Consider the following 22,265-nt stretch of genomic DNA (forward strand, 5'->3'; position numbering starts at 1 on the left):
GATCAAGGCAGGCGACTTGAGCGGCCACCTCGGTCTGTATCAGGACAGTGACGCGGATCAGCCGGAAAAGAAGTTGCACCTGGAAACGTTCAGTGGTGATGACGTCGAGGCGTTCATCGAAGCCAGCCGGGCTTGGGCGCAGCACCTGCCGGAAAAAGACAGGACCTGGCTGAAGCTCGCCAAGGGCACACCCGTGGTGGCGCCAGAAGGACATACCGCTGCGCAAATGCAGATGGCCAGTGATTCCAGCCCGCGCAGTGCGGCCGACCTGTTGATCCCCAAGAAGCTGCTTGATGACCTGCCGGCGGATCGAAAAATCCAGGTGCCTGCGAACCCGACCCGCAAAGCGCGCACCTGGTATCACCTGGAAAACCTGCTTCACGACGCCGACAACAATCTTCTCGATGGCTGGGTGTGTGAAGAGATTGGCGTAACGCCCTGGGTCAGTCCCTGGGCCTGGGAAGGCTATGACGTCATCATCGACTACAGCCGACCCAAACACTTGATGGCCTCTTTTCTCAGCGCAATCGACAGTTTCAGCGACGCGCATCGCGAGCGTTATCGCCCCTTTGCCGAAAAAGACGATAAAGGCCCGATGAAGAACCGGTTGTACGAGATCATCGATCGCAACCGCGACGGCAAGATGACAGCCACTGAACTGCAAGCGGCCCTTGAGCTGCCGGCGCATGCGCAGTCGATTTCGCAGATGATCCTGTATAAGGAAAGCGAATGGTTTCAGCAGCCGAAGATATGGGACGCACTGGATGAATTGCTCGGCCATAGCGGCTCGACGCCGCACTTGAACTGGCTGGCGGAGAAGCAGCGGATCGCAGGGCTGGGGTGGTGGAGGGACGTCGCGGAAAAGGTCGGGTTGCCTTCGTGGGGGAGTGCCTATCACTTTCATCCGGTTGGTTTGATGGGGAATTTTAGTGGTGACCGATTTGAATTCTCCCTTGAAATCATGAGAAGCATTTATCCGATGCTTCGTGAGGATCGATACGATGATTTGCAGAAAATCGCTGACGAGTTAAACGCAAATCTCGACTTCTTCAAGTTGGATACTCCGTTACGAAGAACTCACTTTTTTGCACAGATAAAACAGGAAACCGGGGAAGATTTATCGACAGATGAGAATTTCGCCTATAAAGCCAGCACGCTGATTGACTTTTTCAGTTACTTTCGGAATAACCCGGAAGAAGCAAGGCGATACGGATACAAAATCAAGACAGGAAAAATAAAAGAAAACGGCATGCCTATGACTCGAGTCGACTATGAGGCTATCGCTAATGGCGCCTATGGAGGGCGTACCGAACTTGGTAATCGAGGGATTTCAAGCGGTGATGGATGGAGGTATAGAGGGCGAGGTTTGAAGCATTTGACAGGGCTGCACAATTACACACTATTTCAACGTTGGCACTCAAAGTATTCGGCACAGTGGCCAAACGATCGTGTAGATTTTGTTGTGAACCCTGACTTGTTGCTGGAGGTAAAATATGCGGTTCGATCGGCAGCGAGTTTTTGGCTGAATAATGAGTTATATAAAATAGCAGATGAAGGTAGCGCTTTAGAGGTTGTGGATTCAATAACCACTATTGTAAATAAACACACGACGAGCCATCCAGATAGAAGGGAACACTTTGTTGATCTATTGAGAAAAGGGACTTTAAATTGAAAAAAATACTGATAGCTTGTTTGGCTATTGCATCTTTTGTGAATCTTAAGTCTTGGGCAAAGGATCGATACGTGGACATAAACTCAACATTATGCGAAAAAGGTGAGGATATTTACATTAGCTGCGCATTCAACCCCAGCTTGGATCAAGACAACTACTTGGGGAAGGTTGCTTCAATTTGCGCGAAGGCTAACACATCCCCTACCAGTGGGTATGTACAGTATCGTTTTGGAAAACCGTCCTACGGTGTTGGTCCGGCAAGAATAGAACTGCAGTATCCAGAGCAAAAAATACCACCAAAGGGAATATTCACAATTTACAATTCGAGTAATTCTGAAAGTACCGGGGTCGCTCTTCGCTTCGCACGTGGCGAACACCTTTATTCATTCGAAAGCCTTAACTCCTTCGGCTACAAAGTTGTCGCCAGAAAGCAAGGCGAAAAAGTTTTTAATAAAAATTGCGACCTTCCTGGGTTAGATTATTTAACCGACGATGCGTATCAAGGCATACAAACAGTAGAGCTTGGCAAAACAAAGATATCCGGCGCGAATAAATGCAGCGGCATTGGTCTTCGGGAAGCTTATAGCTCTATGGATGTAGATAGTGTGAATGCATGTATTGTCTACACAAAAACAGATTTGCAAGCAAATGCACAAATAACCCGTAAGCCTGATGGAATATCCCTTTATTCAGTTATTCCATCTGAAAGCCCAAAGCTTGTTTATGAATTTCCATACTTGGGTACGGAAGGGGTTATCACTGACGCATTTTTTCTTCCCGTTGATGATGGGGGAGAAGAACTATTGTTCGTCGTACATCGCATGGAAATACCAAGGGCGTGGGATCCGGCAAGCGATATTTACGATGTTAGTGTTTTTAGATTGGAGGCGGACACATTACTTCTGGACAAAAAGCTCACTCGTTTTTTTCATTTGGGTGGAGATGAAGTGGATAAGCAGGGAAGAACAACATATGCGTACCCGTATAAAGACAAAAAAAGTGTTGAGAAAACGGTAAGCTCGCCTTTGTTTCACGCCATCCATACTGGCAAAATTATCACCGGCTCCATTATGGAAAAAGCATATCTTTATGAGGGCGGCTCGGAGCCGTTGCTACAATACGCGCCAAATATGTATTTAATTAAGGGGGACAAAGTTTTAGCGGAGGATTCGTGGGGTGGATGGTGCAGGGTTTCATATAAAACAACAATAAAAAAAATCACGAAATGGACACAGTGCAAGTCAATTAATTTTTCAGAGAGTTAGGTGAAAACATGCCAATCAGACTGGATAAACTCCCTCCTCCCGCACTATGCCCTCAACCACCTCGTTTTTTGCTTTGGCTCAGCCTGTTGTTGCTGTTCTGTTTGCTGGGCACAGGAGGAACGCTGTTGCTCGGCGATGAAACCTTACCTCAACGGCCTACGGAGTTCTGGCGCGCGGCCTTGGTCTTTCCAATCCTGAGTTGGTTTGTACTGGGTTTCGGACGAGCGCTGTTATACGTCGGCGAACACGGTGCCGCCGAAGGTTGGGATGAAGCGCGTGAAGAAGACCTGATCCGCAAGACTCGACAGGGCCGCCGCTCGCAACAGGTGTTGGGCGTGAGTTTGCAGACGGTGCTTCAGCAGCCTGGCGATGAGGCATCAACACAACTGGAAGCTCTCCTGAGTGGGACGACGGCGTTGAAGTCCCAAGCGTCCAGAATGGATGGAGCAATACTTCGCCATAGTTGTTTATCGTGCGATGCCGATGAAAATCCGGAAGCGCTATTGCTGAGTATATGGGCGCAGACGCTCGCCGACCTGGCGCCAACGTTGGCGCAATTGCCTGCTGATCAACCGCTGGCCCTGTTGCTGGACGTCGACAGCGGTTTGCCGGAGAGCCAGTGGCGCCGAGTCTGGCGGCAGGCGTGGCGCGAATCCGGTATTCGCCAGCTCGTTACCCCTGTCGATGGCAGCGGACTGACTGCAATGGACCTGTGGCTCGACCGGCGTATCCGCGATCGGGCGTTGCTGTTGGTGGTGGCTGTGCAGTTTGCACCGCAGCAGCCTGAAGGCAAGGCAGAAGCCGCCGTCGGGTTGTTGTTTGGCAACCGCCTGACGCAAACCACCTTAGCGCCGATAGCTTATCTTCACCGCCCGGAACAGGAGCGCACGCCCTCCTCCGATGACCTGTTTTATGCCACGCGCCAGGCCCTTGATTGGGTGCCGCTTGAATCGACATCGATCGAGCGGGTTTGGCGAGTGGGTATCAACGCGCAACGGGCTGTGGATGTTGCGAGCGTACTGAGTAAAGTCCCCATGCCAGTCAATAAAACGGGATTGTGCGACCTCGATGCGATGTTGGGTCATCCAGGCTGTGCGTCACCTTGGCTAGCCATCGCAACTGGGACGCAGGCGATTGCGCGTGGCGCAGGACCGCAATTCATCTTCAGTGGTGGTGCTGCCGCGGCGGGTCTGTGGGGCACGGTGTTGATGCCAGTATCAGCCCCCTTGAAAGCGTAAGCACCGAAAGTCAAAAGATCGCCGCCTGCGACAGCTGCTACAGAGTGAGCAGGCGGCGATCCAACTTGCCGGCGAAGAACGATAACATGGTGCGGCAGATGCACCGCACCGCCGGCTCCTACAATATTTCCGCGCATTCCAGGTTTCAGGTGTGATGAATCTCCCGGTCCTTGGTTTCCGGCAGGAAGAACGTACCCAGGATGGCCGTCATCACTGCGATGACGATCGGGTACCACAGCCCATAGTAGATATCGCCGGTGGCCGCGACCATGGCGAAGGCCACGGTCGGCAGGAACCCGCCGAACCAGCCGTTGCCGATGTGATAAGGCAGCGACATCGAGGTGTAGCGAATGCGCGCCGGGAACAGTTCCACCAGCCAGGCGGCGATCGGACCGTAGACCATGGTCACGTAGATCACCAGGATGGTCAGCAGCAAAAGCACCATCGGGTAGTTGGTCTTGGCCGGATCGGCCTTCTCGGGGTAGCCGGCGTCCTTGAGGGCGGTGCCGAGGGTCGCGACGAAGGCGTCGTTGCGGGTCTTGAAGTCGGCGGCCGGCATGCCGGTGCCTTCGAAGCTTGGGATGACTTTGTCGCCGATGCGCACCTGCGCGACGGTGCCCGGTTCGGCCTTCTCGTTCTTGTAGGGGATGGCCCTTTTCGCCAGCACGGTCTTGGCCAGGTCGCAGGAGCTGGTGAATTTGGCCTTGCCGACCGGGTCGAACTGGAACGAACACTCGTCGGGATCGGCGACCACCGTGACCGGGTTCTTCTCCTGCGCAACGAACACGTCGGGATTACCGTACTGGGTCAACGCATTGAAGATCGGGAAGTAGGTCACCGCTGCGAGGATGCAGCCAGCCATGATAATGCCCTTGCGTCCGATGCGGTCAGACAGGCTGCCGAAAATGACAAAAAATGGCGTACCGATCAACAGCGAACCGGCAATCAGCAGGTTGGCTGTCTGCGCGTCGATCTTGAGCGTTTGCAGCAGGAAGAACAACGCGTAGAACTGCCCGGTGTACCAGACGACGGCCTGGCCGGCGGTACCGCCGAGCAACGCCATGATCACTATCTTGAGGTTCTCCCAGCGGGCGAAGGATTCAGTCAGCGGCGCCTTGGAGGACTTGCCTTCGGCCTTCATCTTCAAGAACACCGGCGACTCGCTGAGCTGCAGGCGGATGTAGACCGAGATGATCAACAGCAGGATCGACAGCAGGAAGGGAATCCGCCAGCCCCAGGCCTCAAATGCTTCGTTGCCGAGGACTGTACGGCAGGCCAGGATCACCAGGAGCGAAAGGAACAGGCCGAGGGTGGCGGTGGTCTGTATCCACGAGGTGAAGTAGCCACGCTTGCCTTTGGGTGCATGTTCGGCCACGTAAGTCGCTGCGCCGCCATACTCGCCACCCAGGGCCAGGCCTTGCAACAGGCGCAGGGTGATCAGGATGATCGGTGCCGCCACGCCAATGGTCGCGTAACCGGGCAAAAAGCCCACGACGGCGGTAGAGATACCCATGATCACAATGGTGATCAGGAAGGTGTGCTTGCGCCCGATCATGTCGCCCAGACGGCCGAACACGATGGCGCCGAAGGGGCGAACGGCGAAGCCTGCGGCGAACGCGAGCAAGGCAAAGATGAAGGACGTTGTCTCGTTGACGCCAGCAAAGAAGTGCTTGGCGATAATCGCGGCAAGAGAGCCGTAGAGATAGAAGTCGTACCATTCGAACACGGTGCCCAGGGACGAGGCGAAAATGACCTTGCGCTCCTCCTTGGTGATCCCGCGGTTGGGCGCGCTGCCCGTGGTTGTGTTGTCGATTGCGGCCATGAGTCTTCCCCGTCTTGCTCTTGTTATAGGCCGGAGTACCCACTGTCTTATAGCCGCACCCAGGCCCTAGGGCTGAAGTCATCGGATTACGGATTGCGCAAAGCATGCACACAGGCTGACGGCCTCGCATCGCTGCAAGGTTTCTAGAAGCATAATCGGCTTCTTGCAGATATCCACTCGTCATCATGGGCAAACGGGATCGAGCGAACGAGCTGTCGTGAGCCTGCGAAGGAGACACTGTGCAGTGGGAAGGTATTTTGTTGCGGGGAGAGGATATTCAGAATGCAATCAGCCGCGCTCGTGCAATGCACGAGCGCGGCTGATCAAAAGATGGCAGGGGCGGCTGGATTCGAACCAACGCATGGCAGGATCAAAACCTGCTGCCTTACCGCTTGGCGACGCCCCTGTAGCTGCTACCTGGAGAGCCGTGGATGGCCCCCTGCAGGAATGGGCGGCAATTTATCAACTTTCTTGCCGCCTGGGAACCCCCCTGCATCATTATTTTATTTTAAAACAGCGACTTACCATCAAGGGTCGACCTGTGCCATCAATTCAGGCACCGATTCAGGGCGATTGGCGAACCGCTGGGCCAGCACCGCACAGACCATCAACTGAATCTGGTGGAACAGCATCAGCGGCAGGATCAACACGCCGATGGTGCTGCCGGCGAACAGCACCTGGGCCATCGGCACACCTGTGGCCAGGCTTTTCTTCGAACCACAGAAGAGGATGGTGATGCGGTCTTGCTGGTTGAAACCCAAGGCCTTGCCCAGCACGGTGGACGCCAGCAACACCAACCCCAAGACCACACAGCAGGCGACCACCAGCCCGGCCAGGTCGCGCAATGGAATCTGGTGCCAGATGCCTTCGATCACCGCTTCGCTGAAAGCGCCGTACACCACCAGCAGGATCGAGCCCTGATCGACAAATTTAAGCCAGCTCTTGTTACGCGCCACCCAGGCACCGATCCAGCGGCGAGCGATCTGCCCGGCAATGAACGGCAGCAGTAACTGCACACTGATTTTCACGATCGCGTCGAGGGTCGAGCCGCCCTCGCCATGCACGTCCAGCAGCAAGGTCACCAGCAATGGCGTGAGAAAGATCCCGAACAGGCTGGACGCTGCCGCACTGCAAATCGCCGCCGGAATGTTGCCTCGCGCCAACGAGGTAAAGGCAATCGCCGACTGCACGGTGGCTGGCAGCGCGCAGAGGTAGAGCATGCCCATGTACAGGTCGGCGCCGATCATCGGCGACAGCACAGGCTTGAGCGCCAGGCCGAGCAGCGGGAACAGGACGAACGTCAGGCCAAAGACCAGCAAGTGCAAGCGCCAGTGGCCGGCGCCGGCAATGATCGACTCGCGGGACAGCTTTGCGCCGTGCAGGAAAAACAGCAGCGCGATAGCGCTATTGGTCAACCAGCCAAAGCCCACGGCCACCTGGCCACTGGCGGGCAGGAGGCTGGCGAGAAGGACCACGCCGACCAGGGTCAGGGTGAAGTTGTCGGGCAAGAAACGGGGGCGAGTCATCAGGGTCATCCAGGCGGCCGGGAACGTGCGACCACAATAGCGCGCGCCCTGATTGCCGGCTAACGCTAACAAGCCAGGAGATATCGCCTAACGGACAGGACGACACGCTGATCTTCTGTAGGAGCGAGCATGCTCGCGATGAACCTGAGAGCACCGCTGGGTGTCAGGTTGCCAGCGTTATCATTGACGTTCATCGCGAGCATGCTCGCTCCTACAAGCCATATCATTTAGCCATCACATCGGCCGGTGCCCTCTCGATCGTGCTTGTAGTGCCGTGCGAGCGGGAACGCCGGCAACCAGGACTCGCGCCGCACCGTCCAGCTTTCATAGGTTGGCTGCAACTGGTCAGGGGCATCGAGCGAGCCCAGGTTCACTTCGATTTCGTCGTCGCTGCGGGCAAACACCGACGAGCCACAGCGCGGACAGAAATAGCGCCCGGCGTAGTCGCGCGTTTCGCCCTCGATCGTCACCGCGTCCTCAGGGAAGATCGCCGAGGCGTGAAAGAGCGCCCCGTGGTGTTTGCGGCAATCGAGGCAATGACAGAGGCCAACCCGGTAGGGCTGCCCCGACGCCGTAATCCGCACATTGCCGCACAGGCAGCCGCCAGTAAATCGTTGCATGCCTCGCCTCCTCTTCAAAAGTTTGAAAGTAGCCGTTCAACGACTGTAGAGGCTCACAAACCCTGCGCAGCAAAAACTTGCGAAAAGCGACAGTAGGCTAAGCTTACGTCAGCTTATTGCCTACGATGCTCGCGGCGGCAGTTGTTGGTTTTATCTGGAGAGCGTCTGCAACAGCTATCTCAGACAGGCCCAAACAACTTGCGCAGGATTGCCGTGATGACCGAGCCGTTCCTCAGTTTTGACCAACTCAAGCGTGCTGCCGCCTCTGGCGAGATCGATACCGTACTGGTGTGCATGGTCGACATGCAGGGGCGCCTGGTTGGCAAGCGCTTCCAGGTCGAGTTTTTCATCGACAGCGGCCATGAAGAAACCCACTGCTGCAATTACCTGCTGGCCGACGACATCGACATGGAGCCGGTGCCCGGCTATGCCGCCGCCAGTTGGAGCAAAGGCTACGGCGACTTCGTGCTCAAGCCCGACATGCGCACCTTGCGCAAGGTGCCCTGGCTTGAGTGCACGGCGCTGGTCCTGTGTGACGTGCTGGACCATCACCATCGAGAGGACCTGCCCCACAGCCCGCGGGCGATCCTGAAAAAACAGGTCGAGCGCCTGCGTGAACGCGGCTACACCGGCATGTTCGCTTCAGAACTGGAGTTCTACCTGTTCGACGAGAGCTACGAGGCCATCCACAAGCGCAACTACCACAAGCCGAAAACCGCCGGGCACTACATCGAGGATTACAACATCCTGCAGACCACTCGCGAAGAGCCGGTGCTGCGGGCAATTCGCAAGCATCTGCAGGCCAGCGGCATTCCCGTGGAAAACTCCAAGGGTGAATGGGGCCCGGGCCAGGAAGAAATCAACATCCGTTACGCCGACGCGATGACCATGGCCGACCATCACGTCATCATCAAGCATGCGTGCAAGGAGATCGCTCAACTGCAGGGCAAGGCGATCACCTTCATGGCCAAGTGGCGCTATGACGCCGCCGGCTCCAGCAGCCACATCCACAATTCGCTGTGGGACAAGAACGCCAAGAAGCCGCTGTTCTTCGATGCCAAGGCCGAGTTCGGCATGTCCAAGCTGATGCGTGCCTGGGTGGCCGGGCAGCTCAAGTACGCCAACGACATCACCTGCTTTCTCGCGCCCTATATCAATTCCTACAAGCGCTTCCAGGCCGGCACCTTCGCCCCTACCCGCGCAGTGTGGAGCCGGGACAATCGCACCGCGGGCTTTCGCTTGTGCGCCGAGGGCAGCAAATCGATCCGAATCGAATGTCGCATTGGCGGTGCCGATCTCAATCCTTACCTGGCCTTCGCCGCCTTGATCGCTGCCGGGCTGGCGGGCATCGATGAAAAGCTCGAGCTCGCCGCGCCCTTCGAGGGCGATGCCTACGTAGACGAGCATTTGCCCGAGGTCTCCAAGACTTTGCGTGAGGCCAGTGCCGCATTGCAGAAGTCGAGCATGTTGCGCGAGGCCTTCGGTGACGAGGTCATCGATCACTACGTGCACACCGCCGAATGGGAACAGAAGGAGTACGACCGGCGGATTACCGATTGGGAACTGCAGCGCGGTTTCGAGCGCTATTGAGATTGCCATGACCAAGACGATTCAACTCATCTCCCCGGTCGATGGCCGGGTTTATGCTGAACGTCCCTGCGCCGATACCGGCCAGCTCTATCGGGCACTGGCGGCCGCGGCCGATGCCCAGGCGCAGTGGAAACGCCGGCCACTGAACGAACGCGCGGGCATTTGCAGCGCAGCGGTGGACGCAATGCTGGCCATGAAGGATGACATCGTCCCGGAACTGGCCTGGCAGATGGGTCGACCGGTGCGTTTCGGCGCCGGCGAACTGCGTGGTTTCGAAGAACGTGCGCGGCACATGATCGCCATTGCGCCTGAAGCTCTGGCAGCGGTGGAGCCCGGGCCTGTCGCGGGTTTCAAGCGCTATATCAAGCGCGAACCGCTGGGCACGGTGCTGGTGATCGCCCCGTGGAATTACCCTTATTTGACGGCAGTCAACTCGGTCATTCCGGCGCTGATGGCTGGCAACAGCGTCATCCTTAAACACGCTTCGCAAACCCTGCTGGTGGGTGAGCGTTTCGCCGAAGCTTTTCGTCGGGCGCATCTGCCTGAAGGGTTGTTCCAGAACCTGGTGCTTGACCACGCCTCGACTGCGCTGGCCATCGTCTCCGGCGACATACAGCAGGTGAATTTCACCGGCTCGGTGGAGGCCGGCAAGATCGTCCAGCAGGCGACACTCACAGGCTTCATTGGCACCGGCCTGGAGCTCGGCGGCAAGGACCCTGCCTACGTTCGGGCCGATGCCGACCTCGAACACGCGGTGGAAAACCTGGTGGACGGCAGCTTCTTCAACTCGGGACAAAGTTGTTGCGCCGTGGAGCGCATCTATGTCGATCAGGCAATCTATCCGGCCTTCATCCAGCGTTTCGCCGAATTGACCCGCCAGTACGTGCTGGGCAATCCATTGGACCCCGCCACCACCCTCGGACCGATGGTGAATCCACAAGCGGCCGATTTCGTGCGCGGGCAGATCGCCGAGGCATTGAGTGAGGGCGCCACGGCGCTGATCGACGCGCAAGCCTTCGCCGCCGATGTGCCCGGCAGCGCCTATCTGGCTCCACAAGTGCTGGTGGATGTGAACCACCGGATGTCGGTGATGCGCGATGAAAGCTTCGGGCCAGTGGTCGGCATCATGCCGGTTGCCGGCGACGACGAGGCCGTCGCCTTGATGAACGACAGTGAGTTCGGGCTCAGCGCGTCCATCTGGACCCGGGACCTGGCCGCCGCCGAACGCTTGGGCGAGCAGATCGAAACCGGCACCCTGTTTATGAATCGCTGCGACTACCTGGACCCGGCCCTGGCCTGGACCGGGGTCAAGAACAGTGGCCGCGGCGTGACCCTTTCCCGCTTGGGATACGAACACCTGACCCGCGCCAAATCCTTCCATCTGCGCCACGAGATCTGAGCCATGAGCCTGACTGGAAACTGGAACTACCCCACGAGCATCCGCTTCGGTGTCGGCCGCATCGCGGAACTGGCCGAGGTCTGTCGCAGCCAGGGGATCCAGCGCCCGCTGCTGGTCACCGACAGCGGCCTGGGGCGCGCGTCGATCACCACGGCTGCGCTGGACGCCTTGCGCGATGCGGGGTTGGGCGCCGCGCTGTTCTGCGACCTCAAGCCCAACCCGGTCGAAGCCAACCTGGCAGGCGGGCTCGACGCCTGGCGTGCGGGCAACCACGATGGCGTGGTGGCCTTTGGCGGGGGTAGCGGCCTGGACATGGGCAAGCTCATCGCCTTCATGAGTGGCCAAACCCGCCCGGTCTGGGATTTCGAAGACATCGGCGACTACTGGACCCGCGCCGATGAAAGCCGCATTGCCCCGGTCATCGCGGTGCCGACCACTGCGGGTACGGGCTCGGAAGTGGGTCGGGCCGCGGTGATCATCGACGATCGCACCCACACCAAGCGCATCATTTTCCACCCGAAAATGATGCCGCGCGTGGTCATCAGCGATCCCGCCCTGACCGTCGGCATGCCGGCCAAAGTTACCGCCGGCACAGGCATGGACGCCTTGGCGCACTGCCTGGAGTCGTACTGCGCCCCCGGTTTCCACCCCATGGCCGATGGCATTGCGGTCGAAGGCATGCGCCTGGTGAGTAATGCCCTGGTGCGTGCCGTCCACACCCCTTCGGACCTCGATGCACGCGGGCAAATGCTGGCGGCGGCGGCGATGGGCGCCACTGCATTCCAGAAAGGCCTGGGCGGGATGCACGCTCTCGCGCATCCGATCGGCGCGCTGTATGACACCCACCACGGCATGACCAACGCCACCCTGATGCCCTATGTGCTGAAGTTCAATCGTCCGGCCATCGAGGAACGCATCACACGCCTGGCAGCGTACCTGCACCTGCCCTCCCCGGGCTTCGACAGTTTCCTGGCCTTCGTCCTCAAATTGCGCAAGGACATCGCCGTGCCGCATACGCTGTTCGAGCTGGGGGTGGATGACCAGCAAGCCGACCTGATCGCCGACATGGCGGTGGTCGACCCGTCGGCCGGCGGCAACCCGCTGCCCTTGACCCGGGCCGGTGTAGCGGAAATTTTCCAGGCGGCCCTCCACGGCCGCCTTCTGTAGGAGCGAGCACGCTCGCGATGGACGCCAACGATTACGCGGGGAACCTGACTGTGGGAGCGAGCCTGCTCGCGATGAACCTCAACGATAACGCGGGGAACCTGACACCCCGTGTAATCGTTAACCTCCATCGCGAGCATGCTCGTTCCTACATAAAAGCAGGCAGGTTTCACCAATAGGAAACAGGAGCAGTACGACAAGGGGTTGAAAGCCAATCCATCCGGAGCGCCGGATGGCTGCGTATGAAAACCTGAAGGGGCACACGACAATGAACACAGCAAGCCAGCCCGGCACCGACGCGCACGACGATGACGTCAAGGTGCTGCACAGCATGGGCTATGCCCAGCAGTTGTCGCGACGAATGGGGGTTTTCTCCAACTTTGCGATTTCCTTTTCGATCATCTGCATCCTTTCCGGTGGTATCAACTCACTGGCGCAGGGCACCTCGGGCGCCGGCGGTGCGTCGATCGGTATTGGCTGGCCGATCGGTTGCCTGATTTCCGGCGTGTTCGCCCTGGCCATGGCGCAGATTTCCTCGGCCTACCCCACCGCAGGCGGCCTGTATCACTGGGGCTCGATCCTCGGCAACCGTTTCACCGGCTGGCTCACGGCCTGGTTCAACCTGCTGGGGCTGGTCACGGTGCTCGGGGCGATCAACGTCGGCACCTATTACTTCTTTTTCGGCGCCTTTGGCCCCACGCTGGGCATGGAAGACACCACCACGACCCGGGTGATTTTCCTGGCGATCCTCACGGGTCTCCAGGCCCTGTGCAATCACCTGGGGATCGGCCTGACCGCCAGGCTCACCGATTTCTCCGGCTACCTGATCTTCGCCACCGCACTGGCGCTGACCATCGTCTGCCTGATATCAGCCCCCAGCTACGAGTTCTCCCGGCTGGTGACCTTCGGCAACTACTCTGGCGCGGCGGGTGGCGGCGTCTGGCCGGAAGTCTCCAACGGCTGGGTCTTCATGCTCGGCCTGCTGCTGCCGATCTACACCATCACTGGCTACGACGCCTCTGCCCACACCTCAGAGGAAACCCGTAATGCGGCCATGTCGGTGCCGCGGGGAATGGTCATGTCGGTGGTCTGGTCGCTGCTGTTCGGCTGGGTGATGCTCAGCGCATTCGTGCTGATGTTGCCGAGCATGGACGAAGCGGCCAAGCAAGGCTGGAGCGTGTTCTTCTGGGCCATGAATACCCAAGTTAACCCGCTGCTCAAGGACGGCTTGTACGTGGCGATTTTCATCTCGCAGGTGCTCTGTGGCCTGGCGACCGTGACCTCGGTTTCACGCATGATCTTCGCGTTTTCCCGCGACGGCGGCCTGCCTTGCTCCAAAGCCCTGGCCTCGGTTTCGCCAACCTTTCGCAGCCCGGTGGCAGCCATTTGGACCGGTGCCACACTGGCGGTGCTGTTCGTCTGGGGATCGTCGGTGATATCGATCGGAGAAACGCCGGTGTACACCATCGTGGTCTCCTGCACGGTGATCTTCCTGTTCTTCTCCTTCATCATTCCCATCGTACTGGGCCTGTTTGCCTACGGGAGCGCAAAATGGCCGACCATGGGGCCGTGGAACATGGGGCGCTTCTGGTACACGGTGTTCGCCCTGCTCTCGGTCGTGTCGATGGTGATCATTTTCGTCATCGGCATCCAGCCACCGAACGACTGGGCGTTGTACATCACCATCGGCTTCCTGGTGTTGACGGCCATCGTCTGGTTCGGTTTCGAAGCGCGACGCTTCCAGGGACCGCCGGTGGGCGACGTGATCCTCAAGCGCCAGGCTGAAATCGCGGCGGCGGAAGCAGCGTTGAACAAACGCTGAAACAACCGCGACTGCCTACCTGTAGGAGCGAGCATGCTCGCGAAAAACCAGAGGGCGCTGCGGGGCATCTGGTTCAACGTGTTATCGTTCACGACCATCGCGAGCATGCTCGCTCCTACAGTGAACCTTGCGCCTGTTCGACAGTAGGCGCCCTCCCGCAGCGCGACGACATGGACGGTCGCCATTTCACGCCAGGCTCGCCCCTGCCGATAAGCCTGTTCCTGGCGCAACAGCAAAATCATCATGTGCTCCGTTCGTTCTTTCATGCGTCGCAGACTTCACTGCCCGTTTCCCCCTGTCTGGAGTTTTCTCAATGCCCTCGCCCCAATCCCTGTCCGCCGCGTTGCTGGGCCTGGCCCTTGTTTGTCCGGCGATCGCCCAGGGCCAGGGCCTGGAGTTGGGGCAAGTGCTGATCGGGGCCGACAACCCGAGTGACGAGGACCAGGGGATCGAGGACGCCAAGGCGCGGCTCGACCAGGTACCCGGCGGCACCAACGTGGTCGACATGCGCCGCCCCCTGCAGGGCCGGGTAGCGAGCAATCAGGATGTGCTGGCTTATCAGCCAGGCATCTATGCCCAGTCGGCAGGCAATGAAGGCGTGAAGATCTCGATCCGCGGGTCGGGCATCAACCGTGCGCCGGGCGCCCATGCCTCGGGCCTGTACGCCATGCTCGACGGCCTGCCGCTGACCGGTCCCGGCGGCACGCCCTATGAGCTGCTGGAGCCGCTATGGCTTGACCATGTGGAGGTGCTGCGCGGCGCCAACGGTTTCGACCGCGGTGCCCTAGCTTTGGGCGGGGCCATCGATTACGTCAGCCATACCGGCTACAACGCACCACGGTTGCAGGTACGCTATGCCACGGGCAGCCACGGTTATCAGCAGCGCCAGGTCAGCTCCGGGCAGGTGCTGGGGGACTTCGACTACTACCTGGCCCTGACCGACGCCCGTTCGGACGGCTACCAGGATCACTCCGCCAGCGAGAGCCAGGGCGCCATCGCCAACTTCGGCTATCGCTTCAACCCGAACCTGGAAACGCGCTTCTACCTGCGCTACCGCCAGACCGACAACGACCTCGCCGGCCGGGTCACCAAGCACAGCATCGAGCACGACCCGCGCGCGGCCAACCCTGCCTACGTGGCGCGCGACGATCGCCGTGAACAGCCGGGCAGCACCTTCATCGGCAACAAGACCACCTGGTTCATCGATGACGATTCGAGCATCCAGGCCGGCCTTGCCTACCATGACTACCCCATGGACTTGCGCGAAGGTCCCAACCGCCTGAAGGTGGCCTACACGGATGTCAGCGGCACCCTCGACTACAAGCGTCGCGACACCCTCTGGGGCCTGCAAAGCCAGAGCACGCTGGGCCTGCGCATGACCAAGCACCTGCCCAACGCCGGCGCCAGCGAGCAGGTGCGCATCCCCACCGGCAACACCGCCGGTTATGCGCCAGGCACGCCCATGCGCAACTTCACCTACCAGGGTTCGGACAGCGTCCTGCATGCGGGCAATGACCTGGAGATTGCAGACGACCTATGGCTGACCACGGGCCTGGCAGCCATCTACACCCGCCGGGAAAGCGCGGTGACTTACCCGCAAGGCGGTGGCAAGACCAGTCAGGGCGACTGGGACTATGCCCCGCGCCTGGGGCTGCGCTACCAACTCACACCCGACCTGCAACTGTTCGGCAACCTCAGCCGCTCGGTCGAGGCACCGCACCCCTGGTCGCTGATCTACAGCTCCAACATCCGCTTCCCCGAAGGCAGCGGCCCTGCTACCGGCACCCAGCGCGACCCGATAGAGCTGCAAAACCAGACCGCGACCACCCTGGAACTGGGCGGGCGCGGCGACAGCGCGATGGGCCAATGGAGCCTGGCCTGGTACTACGCCCAGGTACGCCACGAATTGCTCTCGGTGTTACCGGATGCCAACGCCACCACGCCCTACGAACTCAATGCCAGCCCTACCGTGCACCAGGGCGTGGAAGCCAGCCTGTCGAGCAACCTGTGGTCGGGTAACGATGGCGGTCAACTGAGCCTGCGCCAGAGCTACACCTTCAGTGACTTCCATTACCAGGACGACGAGCGCTTCGGCGACAACCGCCTGCCAGGCCTGCCGATGCACTACTACCAGGGCGAACTGCGCTACGACTGGCCCCAGGGCTTCTTCGCCGCGCTCAACACGCAATGGGTGTCCAAGGTGGCGGTCGACTACGCCAACAGCTACTACGCCGATCCCTACGCACTGTTCGGCGCGACCCTGGGCTACAACGCGCCCAAGGGTGACTGGCAGACCTGGGTGGACATGCGCAACCTGACCGACAAGCACTACGCCGCTACCGTCACGCCGGGCTACGACGACAAAGGGCTGGACGCGGCGCGGTCGACGCCGGGTGAAGGTATGGGGGTGTATGTCGGGGTGTCGTGGAGCCTGCTGTAAGACATAGGCAGGAAATCCGGCACCCATGAGTCAACGCCCTGCGCAGATTTTGTAGGAGCTGGCTTGCCAGCGATGAGGCCAGACAGGTAAATGCAATATTCGAGGTCGCCTTCGCCGGCAAGCCGGGCTCCTACAGGCCAGTGGTGATCACGACGCCTCGCCCGGTGCAAACAAACACCGAAGGAGCCAGGCTTGCCGGCGAAGAGGGCCGAAAGGTCAGCGCAACATTCTACGCAGCCTTCGCCGGTAATCCGGGCCGTTACAGATCAGGCTAGGAGGTTCTCGCCCCCGGATTCTGCCAGAACGCGGGATCGGCACTCTTGAGCCGCTCGACCGCATTGTTGATGTGATTGAGCGCGGCATGGCGCGCGCCTTCGGGGTCTCGTGCGGCGATGGCCTCGTACACGGCGGAGTGTTCGACATGCACCGTCCTGGCCAGGTCGTGGCGACGCTCTTCATTGGAGCGGGTGATGCGGATCGCTTCCTTGATGTACTGCGCGATGAACTCGTGCAGTGACGGGTACAGCGGATTGCCCGTTGCCCTGGAAATGGAGTGATGGAACGCCAGGTCTTCCTCGACGCCATCGCGCCCCGCCTGCTCGGCGGCATCGATGGCCTTGAGCGCCTGGTGGATGGCCTCCAGTTGCGCCGGCGAATGCCGCTGTGCCGCCAGTGCCGCCGCCTCCCCTTCGATACCGCGACGCAGTTCGGTGACCCGCAATACCGCCTCGATCGACCCGCTGACGTCCAGGTCGATGGTGAACGCCTTGATGTGCGCACCTTCGCTGACGACGGTGCCGCTGCCTTGGCGGACCTCGACCAGGCCGGCTGACTTCAGGCGCGAGATCGCCTCGCGGATGACCGTCCTGCTCACCCCGAAACGCTCCGAGAGCACGGGCTCAGTGGGCAGGCGAGCACCCGGCAGTACTTCGCCGTTGGCGATATAGGCCTTCAGGGCCGCCGTCACCTGATCGGACAGCGTGCCCTTGGCGGAGTCCTTCAGAACGGCCAGTGCCTCGGCGGAACAGGGGGATTTGTCAGGAGTGGGCATAGGCTTCTCTGGGCTGAAATCGGTGAACGGTACTGCATTTTAGACCCGTCGTCCTCTTTGGATTCTACGCCTTGAATTCGTATGACGTATTATGATAAAAAACCGCTGCTCATGTAAATCCGACAAAAACAACGTCACCCACTACAAAAATAAGGATGGGGGAAACACATGACTGAATCAGTGATTCAAACCGGTGCCATCGCGCCCGCCGATCGCTTCGAGGACCTTGCGTATCGCAAAGCCGCGTGGCGTATCCTGCCGCTGTTGCTGCTGTGCTACCTCGTCGCCTATCTGGATCGGGTGAACGTGGGTTTCGCCAAACTGCAGATGTCCGACGATCTGCAGTTTTCCGAAGCCGTCTACGGTCTCGGCGCAGGGATCTTCTTCATTGCCTACTTCCTCGTGGAAATTCCCAGCAACCTGATCCTGCATCGCGTCGGTGCGCGGTTGTGGATCGCACGCATCATGATCACCTGGGGCATCATCTCCTCGGCCATGGCCCTGGTCAGTACGCCGATGTCCTTCTACATCATGCGCTTCCTGCTGGGCATCGCCGAGGCCGGGTTCTACCCGGGTGTCATCCTCTACCTGTCCTACTGGTTCCCGACCCATCGCCGCGGCAAGATGTACGCCCTGTTCGCCACGGCAGTGCCGCTCTCGGGACTGATCGGTGCGCCCCTGTCCGGCTGGATCATGAGCGCCTTCAACGGTGACCACGGGTTTGCTGGCTGGCAATGGCTGTTCTTTCTCGAAGGGTTGCCTTCGATCGCCGTCGGTATCCTGGTGATCTTCTGCCTCAGCGACCGCATCTCCAGTGCCGGCTGGCTCACCCGGGAAGAGAAAACCCTGCTGCAAACCCGCATCGACGCCGAAACTGCAGGCCATCAAACCCACAGCCTCAAAGAGGTGTTCCTGCAGCCGCGCATCTGGCTGCTGACGGCGATCTATTTCTGCATGATCGCCGGCTTCTATACCGTGGGCTTCTGGTTGCCGACGCTGATCCGCCAGGCCGGTGTCAGCGATGTCTTGCAGGTCGGCATGCTCACCGCCATTCCTTATGCCGCCGCCGCAATGACCATGATCCTGGTGTCGCGTAGCGCCGACCGGTTGCGCGAGCGTCGCTGGCACCTGGCGCTGACCGCGGTGCTGGGCGGTATCGGCCTGTTCATCTCCGCCACCTGGAGCGACAACTTCACGATTTCGATGATCGGCCTGACCCTGGGTTCCATGGGGGCCATGAGCACCCTGCCGCTGTTCTGGAGCCTGCCTACCGCCTTCCTCGGTGGCACCGCCGCGGCCGCCGGCATTGCCCTGATCAACTCCTGGGGCAACCTCGCGGGTTTCGTCTCGCCGTACCTGATGGGCTTCCTCAAGGACACGACCCACAGCACCACGATCGGCATGTATGTGATGGCAAGCGCGTTGTTCCTCGGCGCCCTGCTGGTCTTCCGAATTCCCGGAAAACTCGTCAACCGTTGACGTTTGGAGTAACTCATGAAAATTCTCGTGACCGGTGCAGCCGGCTTCCTTGGCCGCCGTCTGATCGAAGCCCTGCTGCTGCGCGGCTCGCTGACCGACCGTGCAGGCCAGCCCCAGCCCATCGGGCAAATCGTCGCCTTCGACAGGGTCGCGCTCGAGGGCATCGATGATCCGCGGGTAATGGTGGTGTGTGGCGATATCGCCAACCCTGAAGTGCTGGACAGCCTGATCGACGCCAGCACCGACAGCATCTTCCATTTGGCTGCGGTGGTTTCCAGCCAGGCGGAGGCCGACTTCGAACTGGGCATGCGCATCAACTTCACCGCGACCCAGAACATGCTCGAACGCATTCGCTTGCTCGGTACCTGCCCAAAATGGGTGATGACCAGCTCCGTCGCGGTATTCGGCGGGCAACTGCCGGAACGCGTGCGCGATGATCAGGTGTGGGCACCGCAGAGTTCCTATGGCACGCAAAAAGCCATGAACGACCTGCTGCTCGCCGACTACAGCCGACGCGGTTTTGTCGATGGCCGCAGCCTGCGCATGCCGACCATCGTGGTGCGCCCGGGAAAACCCAACCTGGCCGCTTCCAGCTTCGCCAGCGGGATCATCCGCGAACCGCTCAACGGCCAGCCCAGCGTGTGTCCGGTGCCCCTCGATACGCGGCTCTGGCTGATGTCGCCAGCGCAGGCGATCGCCAACCTGATCCATGGTCATGAGCTGGCCGGCGAGCAGATGACCGAGGGTCGGGTGATCAACATGCCGGGCCTGTCGATTACCGTCGAACAGATGATCGATGCCCTGCGCGAGGTCGCTGGTACGGAAGTGGCCGCGCGGATCAGCCTGGAGCGCAATCCGGCGATCGAGCGCATCGTCGGCTCGTGGCCGGGGTCCTTTTGTGCCACCTATTCCCGGGACCTGGGCTTCACCGCAGATGAAGATTTCCGCGCTGTGATCAAGCAGTACATGACTGATTATCTGCCCGGATGAGGAACCCGACATGTTGAATGCCCCTGCCCGCCCTCTGCTGGGCTGCATCGCTGACGATTTCACCGGTGCCACGGACCTTGCCAACATGCTGGTGCGCGGCGGCATGCGCACCGTGCAAAGCATCGGCATACCCGGCGCCGAGGTTGCCGAACACCTCGACGCCGATGCGATCGTCATCGCCCTGAAGTCTCGCACCGTGCCGGCCGCCGACGCCGTCGAGGCGTCGCTCGAAGCGCTGCGCTGGCTGCGCGAACGTGGCTGCGAACAGATTTTCTTCAAGTACTGCTCGACGTTCGACTCGACCGCTGACGGCAACATCGGCCCGGTGAGCGAAGCCTTGCTGGAAGCGCTGGACAGTGATTTCACCCTGGCCTGCCCCGCCTTCCCGGAGAACGGACGCACGGTCTTTCGTGGGCATTTGTTCGTGCAGGACCAGTTGCTCAGCGAGTCGGGCATGCAGCATCACCCGCTGACACCGATGACAGACGCGAACCTTGTTCGGGTGCTGCAAGCGCAGAGTCAGGGCAAAGTCGGCCTGCTGCGCCATGACACGGTGTCCAAAGGCGTGGAGAGCATTCGCACGCGCATCACGCAGCTTCGCGCCGAGGGTGTGCGCATGGCGATCGCAGATGCGGTGACCGATGCCGACCTGCATCTGCTGGGCGAAGCTTGCGCCGGTCTTGCGCTACTGACGGGTGGTTCAGGGCTGGCGCTGGGCTTGCCGGATAACTTCCGACGGGCTGGCAAACTTCGCGAGCTGGACGCCACCCTCGTACCAAAAGTCGACGGCGGCGAAGTGGTGCTCGCGGGCAGCGCTTCGCAAGCCACCAATGGGCAAGTGGCGAGCTGGCTGCAGGCCGGTCGCCCAGCCTTTCGGATCGACCCTTTGGCCTTGGCGGCGGGAGCGCCGGTCATCGAACAGGCACTGGCCTTCGTCGCTGACACGGCGGAAACGGTACTGATCTACGCCACCAGTTCCCCGGATGAGGTCAAGGCCGTACAACGTGAACTGGGTACCGAGCGCGCGGGAAATATGGTCGAGCAGGCCATGGGCCGGATAGCCAGCGGGCTACACCAGGCGGGGATACGGCGCTTTGTGGTCGCCGGGGGAGAAACCTCCGGGGCCGTGGTGCAAGCCCTGGATATCCAGCTGTTGCAGATCGGTGCGCAAATTGATCCGGGGGTGCCCGCTTGCGTCAGCACGCCCGGCGAACCACTGGCCCTGGCACTCAAGTCTGGCAACTTCGGTGGCCCGGACTTCTTCGCCAAGGCTCTGAAACACCTGGCGGGAGTTCAAGCATGAGCAACGAAAACGCCCTGCGCGAAGAAATCTGTGACGTCGGCAGCCAGTTGTACAGCCGTGGCTACACGGTAGGCAGTGCCGGCAACATCAGCGCCCGGCTCGACGATGGCTGGTTGATCACACCCACGGACGCCTGCCTGGGCCGTCTGGACCCGGCCGCCATTTCCAAGGTCAACCTGGCCGGGGAATGGGTCAGCGGCGACAAACCGTCGAAGACCCTGGGCTTGCACCGTGAGGTCTATGATCGCAACCCGGGTGTCGGCGGCGTGGTCCATACCCATTCCACGCATTTGGTGGCGTTGACGCTGGCCGGGGTCTGGCAGCAGGATGACATCCTGCCGCCGCTGACGCCCTACCAGGTGATGAAGGTCGGGCACATCCCGTTGATCGCCTATGAGCGTCCCGGCTCGCCAAAGGTCGCCGAGCGGGTGGCGCAACTGGCCAACAGCGTGCGCGGGGTGATGCTCGAACGCCTGGGTCCGGTGGTGTGGGAAAGCTCGGTGTCGAAGGCCAGTTATGCCCTGGAAGAGCTGGAAGAAACCGCACGCCTGTGGCTGATGAGCAACCCCAAGCCGGCCCCGCTCGACCAGGCCGCGCTGGATGAGCTGCGCGAAGTTTTTGGCGTGCAGTGGTAACCCCCCGGGCCTTGCGCTAAATGCATTTGTAGGAGCGAGCCTGCTCGCGATGGACGACAACGATAACGCTGGAAGCCTGACACCCTGCAGCGCTCTCAGGCTTTTCGCGAGCAGGCTCGCTCCTACAAGCAATGCTGTTTACTTAAGCTTGACGTTATATGTATGGATTGGATTGGATTGGATTGGATTGGATTGGGAGCTTATCCGTTTCTTCGGTGATGGCGGCTGGCGGTTTCGCTCTTACAGCGA

General features: G+C 60.2%; 16 protein-coding genes, 1 tRNA gene and 1 pseudogene. 13 read left to right on the top strand and 5 right to left on the bottom strand.

Annotation, left to right across the window (positions count from 1 at the left end; translation table 11 throughout):
* The 3 genes from PG5_RS34400 to PG5_RS07015 all read left to right on the top strand — a co-directional run.
* A partial coding sequence (locus PG5_RS34400) for a hypothetical protein (protein WP_052024673.1) occupies positions 1 to 1,672 on the top strand: 1,672 nt, incomplete at its 5' end.
* A complete protein-coding gene (locus PG5_RS32890) occupies positions 1,669 to 2,937 on the top strand; it encodes a hypothetical protein (protein WP_155943711.1) in 1,269 nt (422 codons plus the stop codon). The genes PG5_RS34400 and PG5_RS32890, both read left to right, overlap by 4 nt.
* A gap of 125 nt (positions 2,938 to 3,062) precedes the next feature.
* Positions 3,063 to 4,175: a hypothetical protein gene (locus PG5_RS07015; RefSeq protein WP_240963544.1), complete on the top strand. Its 1,113-nt coding sequence runs from the start codon at positions 3,063 to 3,065 to the stop codon at positions 4,173 to 4,175.
* Positions 4,176 to 4,320: 145 nt separating this feature from the next.
* Here PG5_RS07015 and PG5_RS07020 read toward each other — a convergent pair whose 3' ends face one another.
* The 4 genes from PG5_RS07020 to PG5_RS07035 form a co-directional block, all read right to left on the bottom strand.
* On the bottom strand, positions 4,321 to 5,997 hold the full coding sequence (locus PG5_RS07020; protein WP_020796412.1) for an MFS transporter: 1,677 nt from the start codon (positions 5,995 to 5,997) through the stop codon (positions 4,321 to 4,323).
* Between the two features lie 331 nt (positions 5,998 to 6,328).
* A tRNA-Gln gene (locus PG5_RS07025) sits at positions 6,329 to 6,403 on the bottom strand.
* Positions 6,404 to 6,524: 121 nt separating this feature from the next.
* Positions 6,525 to 7,523: a bile acid:sodium symporter family protein gene (locus tag PG5_RS07030; protein WP_020796413.1), complete on the bottom strand. Its 999-nt coding sequence runs from the start codon at positions 7,521 to 7,523 to the stop codon at positions 6,525 to 6,527.
* Between the two features lie 227 nt (positions 7,524 to 7,750).
* A complete protein-coding gene (locus PG5_RS07035) occupies positions 7,751 to 8,143 on the bottom strand; it encodes a GFA family protein (RefSeq protein ID WP_020796415.1) in 393 nt (130 codons plus the stop codon).
* Positions 8,144 to 8,359: 216 nt separating this feature from the next.
* On the opposite strand from PG5_RS07035, the gene PG5_RS07040 reads away from it, so the two are divergent.
* The 5 genes from PG5_RS07040 to PG5_RS07060 all read left to right on the top strand — a co-directional run bounded on the left by PG5_RS07040 (position 8,360) and on the right by PG5_RS07060 (position 16,558).
* Positions 8,360 to 9,733: a glutamine synthetase family protein gene (locus tag PG5_RS07040; protein ID WP_020796416.1), complete on the top strand. Its 1,374-nt coding sequence runs from the start codon at positions 8,360 to 8,362 to the stop codon at positions 9,731 to 9,733.
* A gap of 7 nt (positions 9,734 to 9,740) precedes the next feature.
* Positions 9,741 to 11,132 carry an aldehyde dehydrogenase family protein gene (locus PG5_RS07045; protein WP_020796417.1) on the top strand — a complete coding sequence of 464 codons (1,392 nt, stop codon included), beginning with the start codon at positions 9,741 to 9,743 and terminating at the stop codon, positions 11,130 to 11,132.
* Between the two features lie 3 nt (positions 11,133 to 11,135).
* Positions 11,136 to 12,299 carry an iron-containing alcohol dehydrogenase gene (locus tag PG5_RS07050; protein ID WP_020796418.1) on the top strand — a complete coding sequence of 388 codons (1,164 nt, stop codon included), beginning with the start codon at positions 11,136 to 11,138 and terminating at the stop codon, positions 12,297 to 12,299.
* 265 nt (positions 12,300 to 12,564) lie between these two features.
* Positions 12,565 to 14,118: an amino acid permease gene (locus PG5_RS07055; protein ID WP_033043146.1), complete on the top strand. Its 1,554-nt coding sequence runs from the start codon at positions 12,565 to 12,567 to the stop codon at positions 14,116 to 14,118.
* 313 nt (positions 14,119 to 14,431) lie between these two features.
* Entirely contained in the window at positions 14,432 to 16,558 is a 2,127-nt protein-coding gene (locus tag PG5_RS07060) for a TonB-dependent receptor domain-containing protein (protein WP_020796422.1), read from the top strand.
* A 271-nt stretch (positions 16,559 to 16,829) separates the two neighbouring features.
* Here PG5_RS07060 and PG5_RS07065 read toward each other — a convergent pair whose 3' ends face one another.
* The gene (locus tag PG5_RS07065) at positions 16,830 to 17,609 is read right to left on the bottom strand and encodes a FadR/GntR family transcriptional regulator (RefSeq protein ID WP_020796423.1); all 780 of its coding nucleotides are present in this window, start codon (positions 17,607 to 17,609) and stop codon (positions 16,830 to 16,832) included.
* 168 nt (positions 17,610 to 17,777) lie between these two features.
* Between PG5_RS07065 and PG5_RS07070 the strand changes: the two genes are divergently transcribed.
* From PG5_RS07070 to PG5_RS34585, 5 genes and pseudogenes are all read left to right on the top strand, one after another.
* Positions 17,778 to 19,088, top strand: a complete 1,311-nt coding sequence (locus tag PG5_RS07070) for an MFS transporter (protein ID WP_020796424.1) — start codon at positions 17,778 to 17,780, stop codon at positions 19,086 to 19,088.
* 15 nt (positions 19,089 to 19,103) lie between these two features.
* Complete coding sequence (gene denD / locus PG5_RS07075; RefSeq protein WP_020796425.1) at positions 19,104 to 20,078, top strand: D-erythronate dehydrogenase; 975 nt, start codon at positions 19,104 to 19,106, stop codon at positions 20,076 to 20,078.
* 10 nt (positions 20,079 to 20,088) lie between these two features.
* Positions 20,089 to 21,381 carry a 3-oxo-tetronate kinase gene (otnK, locus tag PG5_RS07080; protein WP_020796426.1) on the top strand — a complete coding sequence of 431 codons (1,293 nt, stop codon included), beginning with the start codon at positions 20,089 to 20,091 and terminating at the stop codon, positions 21,379 to 21,381.
* Positions 21,378 to 22,016 carry an aldolase gene (locus tag PG5_RS07085; protein ID WP_020796427.1) on the top strand — a complete coding sequence of 213 codons (639 nt, stop codon included), beginning with the start codon at positions 21,378 to 21,380 and terminating at the stop codon, positions 22,014 to 22,016. The genes otnK and PG5_RS07085 overlap by 4 nt, the downstream gene beginning before the upstream one ends.
* A 49-nt stretch (positions 22,017 to 22,065) precedes the next feature.
* A pseudogene (locus PG5_RS34585) lies at positions 22,066 to 22,265 on the top strand (hypothetical protein); the annotation flags it as partial.

The sequence above is a fragment of the Pseudomonas sp. G5(2012) genome (assembly GCF_000408945.1).
In the GTDB taxonomy this organism is placed as follows: domain Bacteria; phylum Pseudomonadota; class Gammaproteobacteria; order Pseudomonadales; family Pseudomonadaceae; genus Aquipseudomonas; species Aquipseudomonas umsongensis.